This window comes from Metabacillus halosaccharovorans (genome assembly GCF_002019635.1).
GTDB lineage: Bacteria > Bacillota > Bacilli > Bacillales > Bacillaceae > Metabacillus > Metabacillus halosaccharovorans.
This window is the reverse complement of sequence record NZ_KV917371.1, coordinates 1984910-1998983: the sequence shown is the minus strand read 5'-3', so window position 1 is coordinate 1998983 and position 14074 is coordinate 1984910. Positions and strand designations below refer to the sequence as shown.

At 37.0% G+C, this 14074-nt stretch carries 14 protein-coding genes and 1 pseudogene; 2 read left to right on the top strand and 13 right to left on the bottom strand.

What is annotated here, in order from left to right; translation table 11 throughout:
- Window positions 1-92 precede the first annotated feature (92 nt).
- From BK577_RS09335 to BK577_RS09315, 5 genes are all read right to left on the bottom strand, one after another.
- On the bottom strand, window positions 93-374 hold the full coding sequence (locus tag BK577_RS09335) for a YqhV family protein (RefSeq protein WP_078432638.1): 282 nt from the start codon (window positions 372-374) through the stop codon (window positions 93-95).
- Window positions 375-569: 195 nt separating this feature from the next.
- Window positions 570-1127 carry an elongation factor P gene (gene efp / locus BK577_RS09330; protein ID WP_078432637.1) on the bottom strand — a complete coding sequence of 186 codons (558 nt, stop codon included), beginning with the start codon at window positions 1125-1127 and terminating at the stop codon, window positions 570-572.
- A 92-nt stretch (window positions 1128-1219) separates the two neighbouring features.
- Window positions 1220-2281: a M24 family metallopeptidase gene (locus BK577_RS09325; RefSeq protein WP_078432636.1), complete on the bottom strand. Its 1062-nt coding sequence runs from the start codon at window positions 2279-2281 to the stop codon at window positions 1220-1222.
- Complete coding sequence (gene aroQ / locus BK577_RS09320) at window positions 2278-2721, bottom strand: type II 3-dehydroquinate dehydratase (RefSeq protein WP_078432635.1); 444 nt, start codon at window positions 2719-2721, stop codon at window positions 2278-2280. Before aroQ ends, BK577_RS09325 begins: the two co-directional genes overlap by 4 nt.
- A gap of 141 nt (window positions 2722-2862) precedes the next feature.
- Complete coding sequence (locus tag BK577_RS09315; protein ID WP_078432634.1) at window positions 2863-3384, bottom strand: YqhR family membrane protein; 522 nt, start codon at window positions 3382-3384, stop codon at window positions 2863-2865.
- A gap of 382 nt (window positions 3385-3766) precedes the next feature.
- Between BK577_RS09315 and BK577_RS09310 the strand changes: the two genes are divergently transcribed.
- On the top strand, window positions 3767-4714 hold the full coding sequence (locus BK577_RS09310) for a DUF1385 domain-containing protein (RefSeq protein WP_078432633.1): 948 nt from the start codon (window positions 3767-3769) through the stop codon (window positions 4712-4714).
- Between the two features lie 44 nt (window positions 4715-4758).
- Window positions 4759-5139 (top strand): SA1362 family protein, encoded by a 381-nt coding sequence (locus BK577_RS09305; RefSeq protein WP_026558835.1) that lies wholly within the window; start codon window positions 4759-4761, stop codon window positions 5137-5139.
- Here the strand turns inward: BK577_RS09305 and BK577_RS09300 are convergent.
- The 8 genes and pseudogenes from BK577_RS09300 to BK577_RS09265 all read right to left on the bottom strand — a co-directional run.
- A complete protein-coding gene (locus BK577_RS09300) occupies window positions 5136-6023 on the bottom strand; it encodes a patatin-like phospholipase family protein (RefSeq protein ID WP_078432632.1) in 888 nt (295 codons plus the stop codon). The two genes, BK577_RS09305 and BK577_RS09300, sit on opposite strands and share 4 nt — an antisense overlap.
- Before the next feature lie 160 nt (window positions 6024-6183).
- Window positions 6184-7083: a nickel transporter permease gene (nikC, locus tag BK577_RS09295; protein ID WP_078432631.1), complete on the bottom strand. Its 900-nt coding sequence runs from the start codon at window positions 7081-7083 to the stop codon at window positions 6184-6186.
- Between the two features lie 18 nt (window positions 7084-7101).
- Window positions 7102-8109, bottom strand: coding sequence for an ABC transporter permease (locus tag BK577_RS09290; protein ID WP_078432630.1), 1008 nt, complete (start codon window positions 8107-8109; stop codon window positions 7102-7104).
- A 192-nt stretch (window positions 8110-8301) separates the two neighbouring features.
- Window positions 8302-9915: an ABC transporter substrate-binding protein gene (locus tag BK577_RS09285; protein ID WP_078433518.1), complete on the bottom strand. Its 1614-nt coding sequence runs from the start codon at window positions 9913-9915 to the stop codon at window positions 8302-8304.
- 45 nt (window positions 9916-9960) lie between these two features.
- Window positions 9961-10929 (bottom strand): ABC transporter ATP-binding protein, encoded by a 969-nt coding sequence (locus tag BK577_RS09280; protein WP_078432629.1) that lies wholly within the window; start codon window positions 10927-10929, stop codon window positions 9961-9963.
- On the bottom strand, window positions 10904-11923 hold the full coding sequence (locus BK577_RS09275; RefSeq protein ID WP_078432628.1) for an ABC transporter ATP-binding protein: 1020 nt from the start codon (window positions 11921-11923) through the stop codon (window positions 10904-10906). The genes BK577_RS09280 and BK577_RS09275 overlap by 26 nt, the downstream gene beginning before the upstream one ends.
- A 326-nt stretch (window positions 11924-12249) precedes the next feature.
- Entirely contained in the window at window positions 12250-12672 is a 423-nt protein-coding gene (gene mntR, locus BK577_RS09270) for a transcriptional regulator MntR (RefSeq protein ID WP_078432627.1), read from the bottom strand.
- A 137-nt stretch (window positions 12673-12809) separates the two neighbouring features.
- A pseudogene (locus tag BK577_RS09265) lies at window positions 12810-13928 on the bottom strand (hypothetical protein); the annotation flags it as partial.
- Window positions 13929-14074 lie beyond the last annotated feature (146 nt).

Genomic DNA, 14074 nt, shown 5'->3' with positions numbered 1-14074 from the left:
TTAACCTATTCGTTACTTTAATCTATGCATGCTTGACCACATTCATGACATAAAAGCCCGGAGATTTATTGTGAAGCATATGGGCTATTCATCTATTTGTAGATTCCAAAGAGGATAAAAAAAACACCTAATCCAATAAATAGTAGTTTTGCATAAGACAGTTGATCGGCAATATGAAAAATCCCTATTGTCATCGTTACAATAAAAATAACAGGACCAACAATCGCCAATAATGAATTAATCGTTACTGCTTTTTTTACATCATTAAAAACCAACATTAAAATAGCAGCTGTTAATTCAATTCCAGCTGATAAAAAACGAAGACCTGCCATAGCGAATACTGTTGAATCAATATGTGAAAATAAACGTTTCATGTTGTCCTCCTAAAAGCATAAGTTTGTACACCATATGCCAAAGAGAAGTATTTTAGACAGAAAAGATGGCAGAAGATAAAATATAATGAATGAATTATCATGAGGTTTGTTACATTGTTATTTATATTGGGGATAAGGAAGAAGCCAATAAAAAAAAGATGCTAACAAAAGCAGCATCTTTTTTCAATAAAGTCATTACGCACGTGATACGTAACTACCTTCAGTTGTATTAATAAGTAAACGATCACCTTGGTTAATAAAGAATGGTACTTGTACAGTTAAACCTGTTTCAAGGGTAGCTGGTTTAGAACCGCCTGAAGCTGTATCACCTTTAATACCAGGCTCAGTGTCTGTTACTTCCAGCTCAACAGTGTTTGGAAGCTCTACGCCGAGTGTTTCTGTACCAAACATCATAATTTGAACTTCCATATTTTCTTTAAGAAATTTCAATTCATACTCGATTTGAGATGATGGTAATTCAATTTGATCATATGTTTCTGTATCCATGAATGCATGCTGATCACCATTTGCATAAAGGTATTGCATTCTACGAGTTTCGATTTGAGCTTTCGCTACTTTTTCACCCGCACGAAATGTTTTTTCTTGAACCGCTCCGGTACGTAGATTACGTAATTTTGAACGAACAAATGCAGCACCTTTTCCAGGTTTCACGTGTTGGAAATCCATTACACGCCAAATACCGTTGTCCACCTCAATCGTTAATCCTGTACGAAAGTCATTTACTGAAATCATGAAATAGTCCTCCTAAGTTGGTAAATAAATAAGGAAACATGAGCATTTCACTCATAACCTCATTCTTATATGTAAAGAACATGTCTTCCCTATTATAAAATAATAAGATCTTTTGGCGAATGTGTTAAAGACTCATTACCATTAGCGGTTATGACTGTATCGTCTTCAATTCTCACCCCGCCAAGACCAGCTACATAAATACCTGGTTCAACGGTTACAACCATCCCTGGTTCTAGAATTGTATCAGATCTAAAAGATAAAGCCGGCCCTTCATGTACTTCCATTCCAAGACCATGTCCTGTTGAATGACCAAAATACTCACCATAGCCTTGATCTTTTATGTAATCACGAGTCAAAGCGTCCGCTTGCTTGCCTGTCATTCCCGGTTTAATACCATTCATTCCGCGCAATTGTGCTTCAAGTACTACAGAGTATATATTTTTCAGTTCATCACTCGGTTCACCTACAGCAAACGTTCTCGTAATGTCTGAACAGTATCCTTTGTAGTATGCACCAAAATCAAGTGTAACAAAATCACCTTTTTCAATTTCTTTTTCGCTTGCTACACCATGTGGTAATGCGGAACGATACCCCGATGCTACAATAATATCAAAAGATGAAGAAACAGCTCCGTTTTTTCTCATAAAAAATTCGAGCTCATTTGCTACGTCGATCTCCTTTAAACCCGGTTTGACAAAAGTAAGAATATGTTTATACGCAGCATCAGCAATCTCAGCCGCTTCCTTTAATATCTTAATCTCTGAAGGGGACTTTATCAAGCGTAACTTTTCTACTGCACCAGATACCGGAATAAACTCTGTATTTTTCAAGGCATTTTTATACGCTGTATATGTTTGATATGTAACATGATCTTGCTCAAATCCCAATCTCTTAATTCCCAGTTTCTCAACTTGAGTTGCAACTTCCTCAACGATAGGACCCGTATGTTGGACAATTTCAAAACCATCTATCTCTTTTGCAGCTTGTTCTGTATAACGGAAATCTGTAATAAACACAGCTTTTTCTTCAGAAATAACGGCTACTCCAGCTGTACCTGTAAAACCTGTCATATATCTTCTATTGTAACTACTTGTTATAACAAGCCCTTCAATGGATAACTCTTTAAAGCGTTTGCGAATGTTTTCTAATTTCATGTTCTACTGCCTCCTATCTTGTCTTTTAATGCAAGAATGGCTAATTCATACCCTTTAAACCCTAACCCAATAATTTGACCGGCTGTAACGGGAGCTGTAACTGATGTATGGCGGAAGTCCTCTCTTGCATGAACATTTGAGATATGGACTTCAATAACTGGAACAGTGATACTCGCAATTGCATCTCGAATGGCATAACTATAATGTGTAAAAGCACCAGGATTGATCACAATTCCATCATACTGTTCATCTGCTTCATGAATCGCGTCAATTAAATCACCTTCATGATTTGATTGAAAACAAGTCACTTCAGAGTTGAACTTTTCACCAAATGTTAAGAGATCCTTTTCAAGATCTGTTAATGTATTTGACCCGTAAACTCCTGGTTCACGTACGCCTAATCGATTTAAATTCGGTCCATTTATAACTAACACTCTCATATATGATTTTACACCTCTTTTCATAAGCAAGGATGTAGTGCCTAAATGTGATGTGCACTTATATTATTAGATACGTTTTTAATTACATAAAAAAGAATGTTCATCACATGAACATTCTACCATATCAAGCTATTGTTTTCCTTAGCTTTCTAACCTGGTATTGAATTCTTTATACTCAAATGAAATCGAGTATCCGATAAACACTCCGTACAATATATAAAGACATATTGTTGTTACTATGGTTCCACGAGATAATTCTAAAACAGTTTCTACATTTGGAAAAATCGGATTCAGAACAAAAAATACCAGCGCCCACAATGCGACTCCGTAAGCAAGACCAAGCCATATGCCATCGAAACGTCTTAAGATTGCATAATACACTAATGCTGCTCCAATGGAAATTATTCCTATAATAATAATACTTATCACGTTACCAACAACGCCATCTTTCCAATTTCCTAATGCGAATGGTTGTAATATCAGGTTAGGACTTACTTCTGTGAAATTCAAGATGTAAGCAAGATAGGCCAATGCACTCCAAAAAACACCACCAATAAATCCCGTTACAATCGACTTCCCCATCAAAGACATCGGTTCTTCTTTTTTATTCTGCTCTAAATCTGGTTGATCTTTTTTCTTTTTATCCTCTTTTTTAGCTGCCATTTTCCAACACCTCCATTCTTACTATGTCCAATTTTTGCGTATGCATGTTTCCTTAAAGATCTTGTGGCCTGAAATTTACACTTTTTTTCAACTTAATCATGTCTAGTAAAAAAATGCGTGGGTATAATGTTAGTATAGGAATAATTTCCAACAATTCGTTTAAACTAAACGTTAGAAAAAGGAAGAATCATGATCATTTGTCCATTATTACCATCCAAATAAACAGTTTAATCGTTCCTTGTAATATGCTGGCTCTTATAATGTTTATTTCTAAACATCACTGTAGAGGTTTCTTTCTAAATTCTGTATTATAGAGATAATAGCTAAACTCTGATTAAACATTGTTTACTTCCATAATAAGAATTAGATAGGTTGGTGTCACATGGCAAATGAAAAAAAACCTGCATATGGTGGGCAAGCTGTTATCGAAGGCGTTATGTTTGGTGGAAAACACCACTACGTAACAGCCATTCGTCGAACAGATAGCTCCATTGATTATTTCCATCTACCTAGGAAAAATCAGAAAACGTTATCTTCTTTGAAAAAGATTCCTTTTTTACGGGGAATTGTGGCAATCATCGAGGCAAGTGCTAATGGGTCAAAGCACTTGAATTTCGCTACTGAGCGCTTTGAAGTTGATCCGGCGGATGACGAGCAAATGATTGAAGAACAAAAGAAAAGTGATTCAAAATTAACAATGTGGCTCGGCATTGCAGCAGTAGGGGTTCTTTCCTTTTTCTTTGGTAAAGTTATCTTTACGCTTTTACCTGTTTTCTTAGCAGAATTTTTCCGTCCCCTTATCTCTTCAGATTTCGGGCAAATTCTCATAGAAGGTGCTTTCAAACTCGCGTTACTTTTAGCATACATATATGCTATCTCATTTACACCTTTGATAAGACGCGTGTTTCAATACCACGGGGCAGAGCATAAAGTAATTAACACATACGAAAACAATCTAGAGCTAACAGTTGAAAATGTTCAAAGCCAATCACGATTGCATTACAGATGCGGCAGTAGCTTTATTCTCTTCACTGTCATTGTTGGTGTTTTTGTTTACACACTTGTTCCGACAGATCCATTATGGTTAAGAATCGTAAATCGCTTGGCTTTAATACCTGTCGTACTTGGTATTTCTTTTGAAGTACTACAGCTCACAAATAAGGTTCGCCACATTCCGGTTTTGCGATTTTTAGGGTATCCGGGTTTATGGTTACAGCTCTTAACAACAAAAGAACCTACAAATGACCAAGTTGAAGTAGCAATCGCAAGTTTTAATGAACTTCTTCGGATGGAAAAAGAGACTCAGACATCCGCAGAGCAAATCGTGTAATTTGAGCGTATTTTGATTGGTATCTTTCCTTGGAGGTGGTCAGGATGACTCGTCGTACTAATTGGATCGTCATGGTTATTATTTTATTAGGAGTAATAGGTTTTGTCACAACCCTCGTGTCAGAGCCTCTATGGCTTTTAAAACAAATTGCAATCTATGCAGCAATCGCCGGGTTAATTTACCTTATTTATCGATTAGTTTCTAGAAGAAAAATGGGGAAAGAGCAATCTTCCTATTTAAAAGCTGCGAAACAATCCAAAAGACGTTTTGATGACCGAAGCAATAAAGGTTCAAATGTAAGAAACATATCTCAAGTAAAGAAAACAAAAAAAGCCTCTGCCATTAAAAAGAAAAAGCAACAACCTTCACATTTAACAGTGATTGAAGGAAAGAAAGGAAAAAAGAAAAACCGAGCGTTTTTCTAAAATGACCAATTTTTCAAAAATTCGTTTGTTCGTCTTCGACCTAGCTCTATTAGAGCTAGTTTTTTTTGTTCATTTATTTCGAATTCTGTTGTGACAATGTTTTCAACAGGAATAAATACAATATCTTTTTCATGTCTTTTAGAAATATGTCTGCTATCATGTGCATCTTTCATTGTTTCAAATAGAGCATTAAACATATCAATTGCATTATGAATTTCTTTAGCGGGTCTTTCCTGTTCACTAGAACTCAATTTTATACCTAGAACAGGCCTTTTTTTGGCATGTTTACTATTTTGCTGAAAAAGCCAAATTGGAAAGTTACTAAGTACGCCACCGTCAACAAAAATATTAACACCTTTTGAAGTTGTTAATTTTACAGGTTCAAAAAAATAAGGGAGACTGCAGCTCATTCTCACTGCTTTTGCAACTGAAAAAGATAATGGTTCGATTCCATATTTAAGAAGATCATCAGGCAACACGATTAAACGACCATTTGTTAAATCTGATGCAACAACTCTTAAACTACCTACCGGCAAATCCGCAAATGTAGAAATCCCTTTATTTTTTAATTTTTGACAGATCCACTCTTCCAGTTTGACTCCACGATATAAACCCAAATTCCAATAAAGTGAAATCCATTTTGTAAAGGGGAGCGGTAGAAATGATTTTCGGGCATCTAATAACATTTTCAGGTCTAATTCGTCCATCATTTCTAAAATTTCATCACTTTTATAACCAGCCATGACAAAGGCACAAATAATAGATCCTGCACTTGTACCTGCAAGACGTTTAAACTCGAACCCTCTCTTTTCAATCGCCTCATATGCTCCAATTAGAGCAAACCCCTTTATTCCACCACCTGAAAATACACCATCTATTTGCATATCTCCTCACCTTCCTCCTATATAGTGTAAGAGATGGGGAGGAAAAATAGACCAATCGAATTGTCATTAGAAAGCAATTTGGTTACGATATTTCTTGGAGTAAAAAATAAAAAACTCCTGCAACTTGGAGTTTTTTGAAAAATAATAATGTGTAATTTTTCTACTGTTTCATTTTTGGATCCAGAACATCTCGTAATCCATCTCCCATTAAATTAAAACCTAAAACTGTTAGCATAATGGCTAAACCTGGAAAGAACAAAGTCCAAGGAGCCTGCATAAGGTATTGCTTTGAATCTGATAACATTTTTCCCCATTCCGGATTTGGCGCTTGAGCTCCTAATCCGAGGAAGCCTAGTGCTGCCGCCTCAATAATAGCTGTTGCAATGGCTAATGTCCCCTGCACAATAATTGGTGTCATACTGTTCGGTAAAATATGCCGAAAAAGAATTCTATTGTCCCGCATCCCTATTGCTTTTGCTGCCATTATGTATTCCTCCTGTTTGACACTCAGTACTTTTGATCTTACAAGTCGACCAAAATTTGGAATATTTATAATAGCGATTGCAATCAGGGCATTTTGCAAGGATGGCCCAAGAATAGCTACAACTGCAATAGCTAGCAATATACTAGGAAATGCTAACATAATATCAAATATCCTTGAGATGATTGTATCAACCCATCTTCCGTAATAACCTGCGATAATACCAAGAAACGTACCAATTACCGCAGACCCTAATACTGAAAAGAAACCAACCCAGAGAGATATTCTTGCACCGTAAAGAACGCGGGAAAAAATATCTCTACCGAAATCATCAGTCCCAAACCAGTGCTCACTTGAAGGGGCTAGTAATCGTTTTGACAGTTCTTGGTCTTTAAAACCATATGGAGCAATAATTGGAGCAAGAAACGCCAGGATAAGGAAAAAAATCACAAGACCTAATCCAATCAAGGCTAATTTATTTTTACAAAAGGTTTGCCATGCCTCTTTCCATGGTGGTGTAACCTGTTCTTCTGCTATCTTATTCAAAGTATGAGGTTTATTTTTAGCAATCTCTGCCATTGGTATCCCCTCTTTTCGTTATTGATGATATTTAATTCGCGGATCGATAACGGCATATAATAGATCAACGACTAGATTAATAAAAACAAAAATCGCTGCGATCATTAAAATTCCTGATTGAATAACTGGGTAATCACGGTAACTAATGGCATCATAGAGATAGCGGCCAATACCAGGCCATCCAAAGATTGTTTCAGTCAAAATCGCTCCGCCTAAAAGGAGACCTGTCTGCAACCCAATAACTGTTAAAACGGGTATAATGGCATTTTTTAATGCATGTTTATATACAACCCAAAACATGTTTAATCCTTTTGCTTTCGCAGTACGAATATAGTCTGATTTCATTACTTCAAGCATGGTAGAACGTGTCATTCTTGCGATAATAGCCATTGGAATGGTAGCAAGGGCAAAGCTGGGAAGAATCAAGTGTTGGATAACCTGTACAAATTGATCTGCTCTACCTTGAAGAATTGTATCAACCATATAAATATTCGTTATCGCCTCAACAGGATTTCTTACATCTTCCCTTCCAGTTGACGGTAACCATCCTAATTCGATCGAAAACACCCATTGCTCCATTAAACCAAGCCAGAATATAGGCATTGACACACCTATTAATGCCAAAATCATGGCAAGGTAATCAAACCATGAATTTGAAAACCACGCACTGATAATCCCTGCATTGACTCCAATGAAGATCGCTATAATCATAGCTACAAGTGTTAGTTCAATGGTTGCAGCCAGATATGACCATATTTCTTCATTTATCGGCCCTCTTGTCCGTAATGATGTACCAAGATCCCCTGAAAATAGAGCTTGTAAATAATCGACATATTGGATATACCACGGTTTATCTAACCCTAATTCTTTCGTTAATGTAGCAATCGCCTCTTTTGTAGCCTTTTGCCCGAGAATAACCTGTGCAGGATCCCCAGGAATTGCTCGAATAATAGCAAAAACAACCAATGTCATTCCAAACAAAACAGGTATGAGTGAAAACAGTCGACGAACGGTATAGGACAACATATGCTCACCTCTTTTTTATTAACATATTGGTTTTTGTATTTTAACGCCCCCTTTTTATAGAGGAGAAAGAAATCAAGCAGCTAGCCTTAAAGTAAAGTTCAAATAGGGATTAAGTTTACTAGGAGAGAAAAGTGTGCCAATTCAATGTTTTCAGGCGATCTAAGGGAGACTATGTCTCCCCCTTTAACAACATTATTTAAATTCAACTTTTGTCAATGCTTCTGAGCCGGTGGGATGTGGGAAGTAATTAACAATATCACTCGTTCCAGCTAATAAAGGTGTAGAGTGAACAAGTGGAACCCAAGGTGCATCTTCATGAATAATCTCTTGAGCCTGCTTATATAATTCATTTCGTTTATCTTGTTCTGTCTCTTTTTGAGCATTAATTAATACATCATGAAGTTCATCATTACTATAGTAAGAATAGTTGTTGCTTCCGATACTATCTTTATCTAAGAGGGTATATAAGAAGTTATCAGGATCACCATTATCACCGGTCCAGCCTAACATGTATGCATCAAATTCCCCTTTTGCTGCTTTTTCCAAATATGTTGCCCAATCAACTGACTGAATTTCTGCTTTGACGCCAATTTCCGCAAAAGATGCCTGAATAACCTCCGCAACCTTCATTCCTTCCGGCATATAAGGTCGTGCTACCGGCATAGCCCATAGGTCCATGTCAAATCCATCTGGATATCCAGCTTCCGCCAACAACTCTTTCGCCTTTTCTAAATCATAAGGATAATCTTCAATTTCTTTGTTATATCCTTCAATTGAAGGTGGCATTGGATTCTTCGCCGCCTCCGCTTTGCCACCATAAAACGCATCAATTATTCCTTGCTTATCAATCGCATGATTTAATGCTTGGCGAACAAGCTTATTATCAAATGGCGGTCGATTAGTCGTAAAACCTAAGTATCCAACATTCATAGATGGTCGCTCAATTAATTGTAATTGATCATTATTAGTGACGGTCGCTTCATCAGAATTATTAACTCCATCCATTAAATCAATTTCTCCGTTCGTTAAAGCATTTAGCCTTGCCGTATTTTCAGGAATAACTCTGAATATTACTTGATTTAACTTCGGGAATCCTTCCATCCAGTAGCTTTCATTTTTCTCCAAAACAATTCGGTCATTCTGCTTCCATTCTACGAATTTAAAAGGACCTGTACCGACTGGATTTTTCCTGAAATCATCACCATGTTCCTCAACAGCTGTTGGACTTGCAATGCCAAATGGGGACATGGCTAAATTTTTCAAAAATGGAGCTTGGGGACGGTTAAGTGTAAATTCAACTGTATACTCGTCTATAGCTTTAATTTCTTTAATGACATGGCCTTCTTCTCCTTTAAATCCGCCAAACATCGTGTAGTAAGGAAAATCATCTGCATTCCCACTCATCCAACGATTAAAGTTAAAAACAACAGCATCTGCATTAAAATCTGTCCCATCATGGAACTTCACACCCTGACGGAGCTTTAAAGTGTAAGTTAATGCATCATCTGATACCACCCATGATTCGGCAAGACCAGGATGTAAGGTCGTATCTTGCTCACCATATTCAAGTAGTGTTTCAAAAATATTTTCCGTTACTTTAAAGGTTTCTCCCTCAGTCGTTGTAATAGGATCCAGTGATGTAGAATCCCCTCCACGCCCAAATACCAGTGTGTCTTTTTTGGTTTCCGTATTGTTTGAAGGCTGTTCTTCTCCACCCGTTTCTTGATTTGAATTTCCACTACATCCAACCAGCAGCATGCTTATTGCTAACAATGAAACTAGTAACCACTTCATATTCTTTTTCATTTCCATTTCGTACCCCCATTAATTATTTATCATCAATGCTTCTTGTCAGCCATTGTATAGATGACAAGCAACAAAATGACCATCAATGTTTTGATCATTAGGTCTAATCGATTTACAAATGTCCATACCTTCTGTACACCGTGTATGAAAGGCACATCCTGAAGGTGGGTTTGAAGGACTTGGCATTTCTCCTGATAGAGGAATGTTATGACGAATAACATCAGGATCAGCGATTGGAACAGCAGACAATAGTGCTTTTGTATATGGATGCATCGCCTTTTTATAAAGTTCCTCACTATCTGCTAATTCAATCAATCTACCTAAATACATCACTCCTACCCTGTCACTTATATGACGAACAACACCAAGGTCATGTGCGATAAAAATATAGGTAAGTTGGAATTCCACCTGAATATCTTTCATCAGATTTAATACTTGGGCCTGAATTGATACATCCAGAGCTGAAACAGGCTCATCCGCAATAATTAATTTTGGTTTTGTCATGAGGGCCCTTGCTATCCCAATTCTTTGTCGTTGCCCACCACTAAACTGGTGTGGATACCTTCTAGCATGGTGACTACTCAAACCGACAATTTCCAACATCTCATTTACCCTTTTCTTTCTTTCCTCCTTTGTCCCTATTCGATGGACAATCAATGGCTCTTCCAAAATTTTTTCAATCGAGTGTCTTGGATTCAAGGAGGCATAGGGATCTTGAAAAACCATTTGGATATCTCTCCGTATCTTTCTTAATTCATTCTTTGTCATTTTCGTTATCTCTTTATCTTCAAATACAATTTTTCCATCACTTGCCTCTATTAATCTCATTAAGAGACGACCTGTAGTTGATTTTCCGCAGCCACTTTCACCAACAATGCCTAAAGTCTCTCCTTTTTTCACATAGAAGGATAGATCATCAACCGCCCTCACTTCCCCCGTTTGTTTTCCTAGTAATCCATTATTGATTGGGAAGTTTTTTTTCAATCCCTCAACTTGAAGAAGAAATTCTGTCATTGTTATCAACCTCCCCACTCTTTTTATGTAAAAAGCACCGAACATCATGTCCTTCCTTCATCATTTTATATAAATTTGGCACTCCTTCTAGGCATTCACCAAATGCATCCTCACATCGCGGGGCAAAACGGCATCCTTGATGTGAACTGCCATGACTCTGAATTTGGCCGGGTATACTATATAAGCGCTCTATTTTCCCTCTTATATCAGGGATGGATTTTATTAACCCCTTGGTATATGGATGCTTAGGATCTTTTAAAATTGTCTTAACATTACCTTGTTCAACAATTTGGCCTGAATACATAACAAGTACCCTATCACAAATCTCTGCAACTACACCCAAATCATGTGTGATGAAAATAATCGAGGTATTCATGTTTGTATTTAGTTCTTTCATAAGTGTTAAAATTTGCGCTTGAATCGTCACATCAAGAGCTGTTGTGGGCTCGTCTGCTATTAAGACACGGGGATTACAAGCCATCGCCATAGCGATCATAACTCTTTGTCGCATTCCGCCGGATAGTTGGTGTGGATACTCATTTATTATTTCTTCTACTCTAGGAATTCCTACTAATTTCAACAATTCAATTGCCTTCAACCTGGCGCCCTTTTTTGTTATATCAGTATGTAATCGTAGTGCTTCTGTTAATTGATTTCCTATTGAAAACAGTGGATTTAATGAGGTCATTGGTTCTTGGAAAATCATTGATATTTGATTCCCTCTAATTTTCCTCATGTTTTTTTCATTTAGTTTGATCAAATCTTTCCCTTCAAGCAAAATTTCACCGTTTTCGATCAAACCTGGAGGACTGGGAATTAACCCCATTGCAGCTAAGGATGTTACACTCTTTCCACTACCAGACTCTCCCACAATCCCTACTATTTCTCCCTTGTATAAATCAAAACTAATATCTTTTACGGCTGGCACTATCTTTTTTTCAGATCTAAAAGATACACTTAAATTTCTTATTTGGAGTATTGGTTGTTTACTCATATTCTCACCACCATTATTTTATTAAAACGAAAAACTATTAAAATATAATGAAAGTACTGAATATTATTGCATAATACGTTTATGCTCATTGTCATAATCGGTCGTTTACACTTAAGTTTCGTTCGACAATGATTTCACTTCCTTGTTTAACGCATTAAAGCTGATGCATATTAAAGGATTAAATTCTATCATTCTAGTATGAAATATGAGACTTGCATATTTTTCTGTATACTTTTTATTAAAATAATAATTGATATAATTTCCCTCTTCGTTTCGACTATATAAAAAAAGCGATGGGTTGTAGTGGTTCTACTTCCCATCGCTTTTTATGATTCTTCATTATTCTTTTGTATGTTACGCAGAGTATTGACTCTTTCTTCATTTTCTTCGAAGTACTGAACTAAGTCTCCAATTCGGTCAATAGCATTCCAACTTAAGTGATGTTCAATCCCTTCCACATCATCATAAATCTTATCTTGATCAACACCGATTATTTGAAGAAATTGCTCCAAAAGTTCATGTCGGTAAACTAAACGCTTACCTGTTTTCTTCCCTTTATTTGTTAAAACGAGACCTCGATATTTTTCATATATGAGATATTCATCTTTATCAAGTTTTTGAACCATCTTTGTAACAGAGGAGGGATGTACGGCCAATGCTTCGGCTATATCGGAAACTCGAGCATATCCTTTGTCTTCAATAAGTAAATATATCTGTTCTATATAATCTTCCATACTTGGTGTTGGCATGTTGTTCCCTCCATATTCGCCGAACTTTTTAAACGAAATCATTACAATTTTACATGAGTTTGATGATCATGACAAGGTATTGGTTGAATTGCAGCAAAGAAAAGGACCTGACATTGTCAGATCCTTTAAGCTTTAGATTACAGTCCACACTTTAATTGTGCACCACAGCTCGTACATGTATTACAGCCGCCCAAATCTTCAACCGTACCTTCACGACAAACCGGGCAAGTATTACCAACTTCATTCCCAATCGTTACATCTGTTGAACGAAGATCATTGATTGTATCAACAAGAACAACTTTCCCTTTTTCTTTTGGTACTACATCTTCATTTTCATCAAAAGTATTTTCTTCAGCTTTAAGTGTCAATACTTGCGTATCACGGCTACCGTCTACATAGACTGTACCGCCTTTTGCTCCCCCTTTGTACAGGCGCTCATACACTTTTTCTACTTGATCAACAGTATAGCCCTTTGGAGCATTAACTGTTTTACTAATTGAGCTATCAATCCAACGTTGGATGACACATTGTACATCTGCATGTGCCTCAGGAGCTAATTCCATTGCCGAAACAAACCATGACGGTAGGTTGTTTGCATCTGCTTCTGGATGTGAATCTAAATATTCCTGCACAATATCTGCCTTTACTTCGATAAATTTACCGAGTCTTCCACTACGGAAGTACGAGAATGAGAAGTAAGGTTCAAGTCCTGTTGCAACACCAACCATCGTCCCTGTGGATCCCGTAGGAGCAACAGTTAATAGATGTGAGTTACGGATTCCGTGCTCTTTTACACCTTCTAAAATATCTTCAGGCATTTTTTTCATAAACCCTGTTTGTGTAAATGCTTCACGAAGGCGGTTTGTTTCACCATCTTCTTCTCCAACTAAGAACGGGAAGCTTCCCTTTTCCTTCGCTAATTCAATTGATGCACGGTATGCTGTAGTAGCAATTGTTTCAAAGACCTTATCAACTAATACATTTCCTTCTTCAGAACCATATTCCGTTTCACAGTAAATAAGAAGATCATGTAAGCCCATTACACCCAACCCAACACGGCGTTCGCCAAGTGCTTGGTGTTTGTTTTCAGGTAAGAAATATGGAGTTGCGTCAATGACGTTATCCTGCATTCTCACGCCAACTTCAACTGTTTTACGAAGCTTATCAAAGTCAACTGTTTTTGTTTCTTTATTTGCCATTTCTGCAAGGTTTACCGCTGCTAAGTTACAGACAGAATATGGTGCAAGTGGTTGTTCCAGTAGTTTGTTATCCTATTGGCTTTTTATCCAATAGTTCTTACACTTCTCATTCGTGTAAGGTCGGCATATATTTTCAGTACTTCATACTGCTGCGGCCTCGTGGGTAGATTATATTCTGATATCCAGTTTCACTACCTATGCTC

What these genes read in the sequence shown, in the direction of transcription:
- BK577_RS09325 (WP_078432636.1), bottom strand. Translation starts at nt 2,281, where the DNA reads ATGAAATTAGAAAACATTCGCAAACGCTTTAAAGAGTTATCCATTGAA.
- efp (WP_078432637.1), bottom strand. Translation starts at nt 1,127, where the DNA reads ATGATTTCAGTAAATGACTTTCGTACAGGATTAACGATTGAGGTGGAC.
- BK577_RS09335 (WP_078432638.1), bottom strand. Translation starts at nt 374, where the DNA reads ATGAAACGTTTATTTTCACATATTGATTCAACAGTATTCGCTATGGCA.
- BK577_RS09315 (WP_078432634.1), bottom strand. Translation starts at nt 3,384, where the DNA reads ATGGCAGCTAAAAAAGAGGATAAAAAGAAAAAAGATCAACCAGATTTA.
- BK577_RS09280 (WP_078432629.1), bottom strand. Translation starts at nt 10,929, where the DNA reads ATGACAGAATTTCTTCTTCAAGTTGAGGGATTGAAAAAAAACTTCCCA.
- BK577_RS09275 (WP_078432628.1), bottom strand. Translation starts at nt 11,923, where the DNA reads ATGAGTAAACAACCAATACTCCAAATAAGAAATTTAAGTGTATCTTTT.
- BK577_RS09300 (WP_078432632.1), bottom strand. Translation starts at nt 6,023, where the DNA reads ATGCAAATAGATGGTGTATTTTCAGGTGGTGGAATAAAGGGGTTTGCT.
- nikC (WP_078432631.1), bottom strand. Translation starts at nt 7,083, where the DNA reads ATGGCAGAGATTGCTAAAAATAAACCTCATACTTTGAATAAGATAGCA.
- mntR (WP_078432627.1), bottom strand. Translation starts at nt 12,672, where the DNA reads ATGCCAACACCAAGTATGGAAGATTATATAGAACAGATATATTTACTT.
- BK577_RS09305 (WP_026558835.1), top strand. Translation starts at nt 4,759, where the DNA reads ATGACTCGTCGTACTAATTGGATCGTCATGGTTATTATTTTATTAGGA.
- BK577_RS09290 (WP_078432630.1), bottom strand. Translation starts at nt 8,109, where the DNA reads ATGTTGTCCTATACCGTTCGTCGACTGTTTTCACTCATACCTGTTTTG.
- aroQ (WP_078432635.1), bottom strand. Translation starts at nt 2,721, where the DNA reads ATGAGAGTGTTAGTTATAAATGGACCGAATTTAAATCGATTAGGCGTA.
- BK577_RS09310 (WP_078432633.1), top strand. Translation starts at nt 3,767, where the DNA reads ATGGCAAATGAAAAAAAACCTGCATATGGTGGGCAAGCTGTTATCGAA.
- BK577_RS09285 (WP_078433518.1), bottom strand. Translation starts at nt 9,915, where the DNA reads ATGAAAAAGAATATGAAGTGGTTACTAGTTTCATTGTTAGCAATAAGC.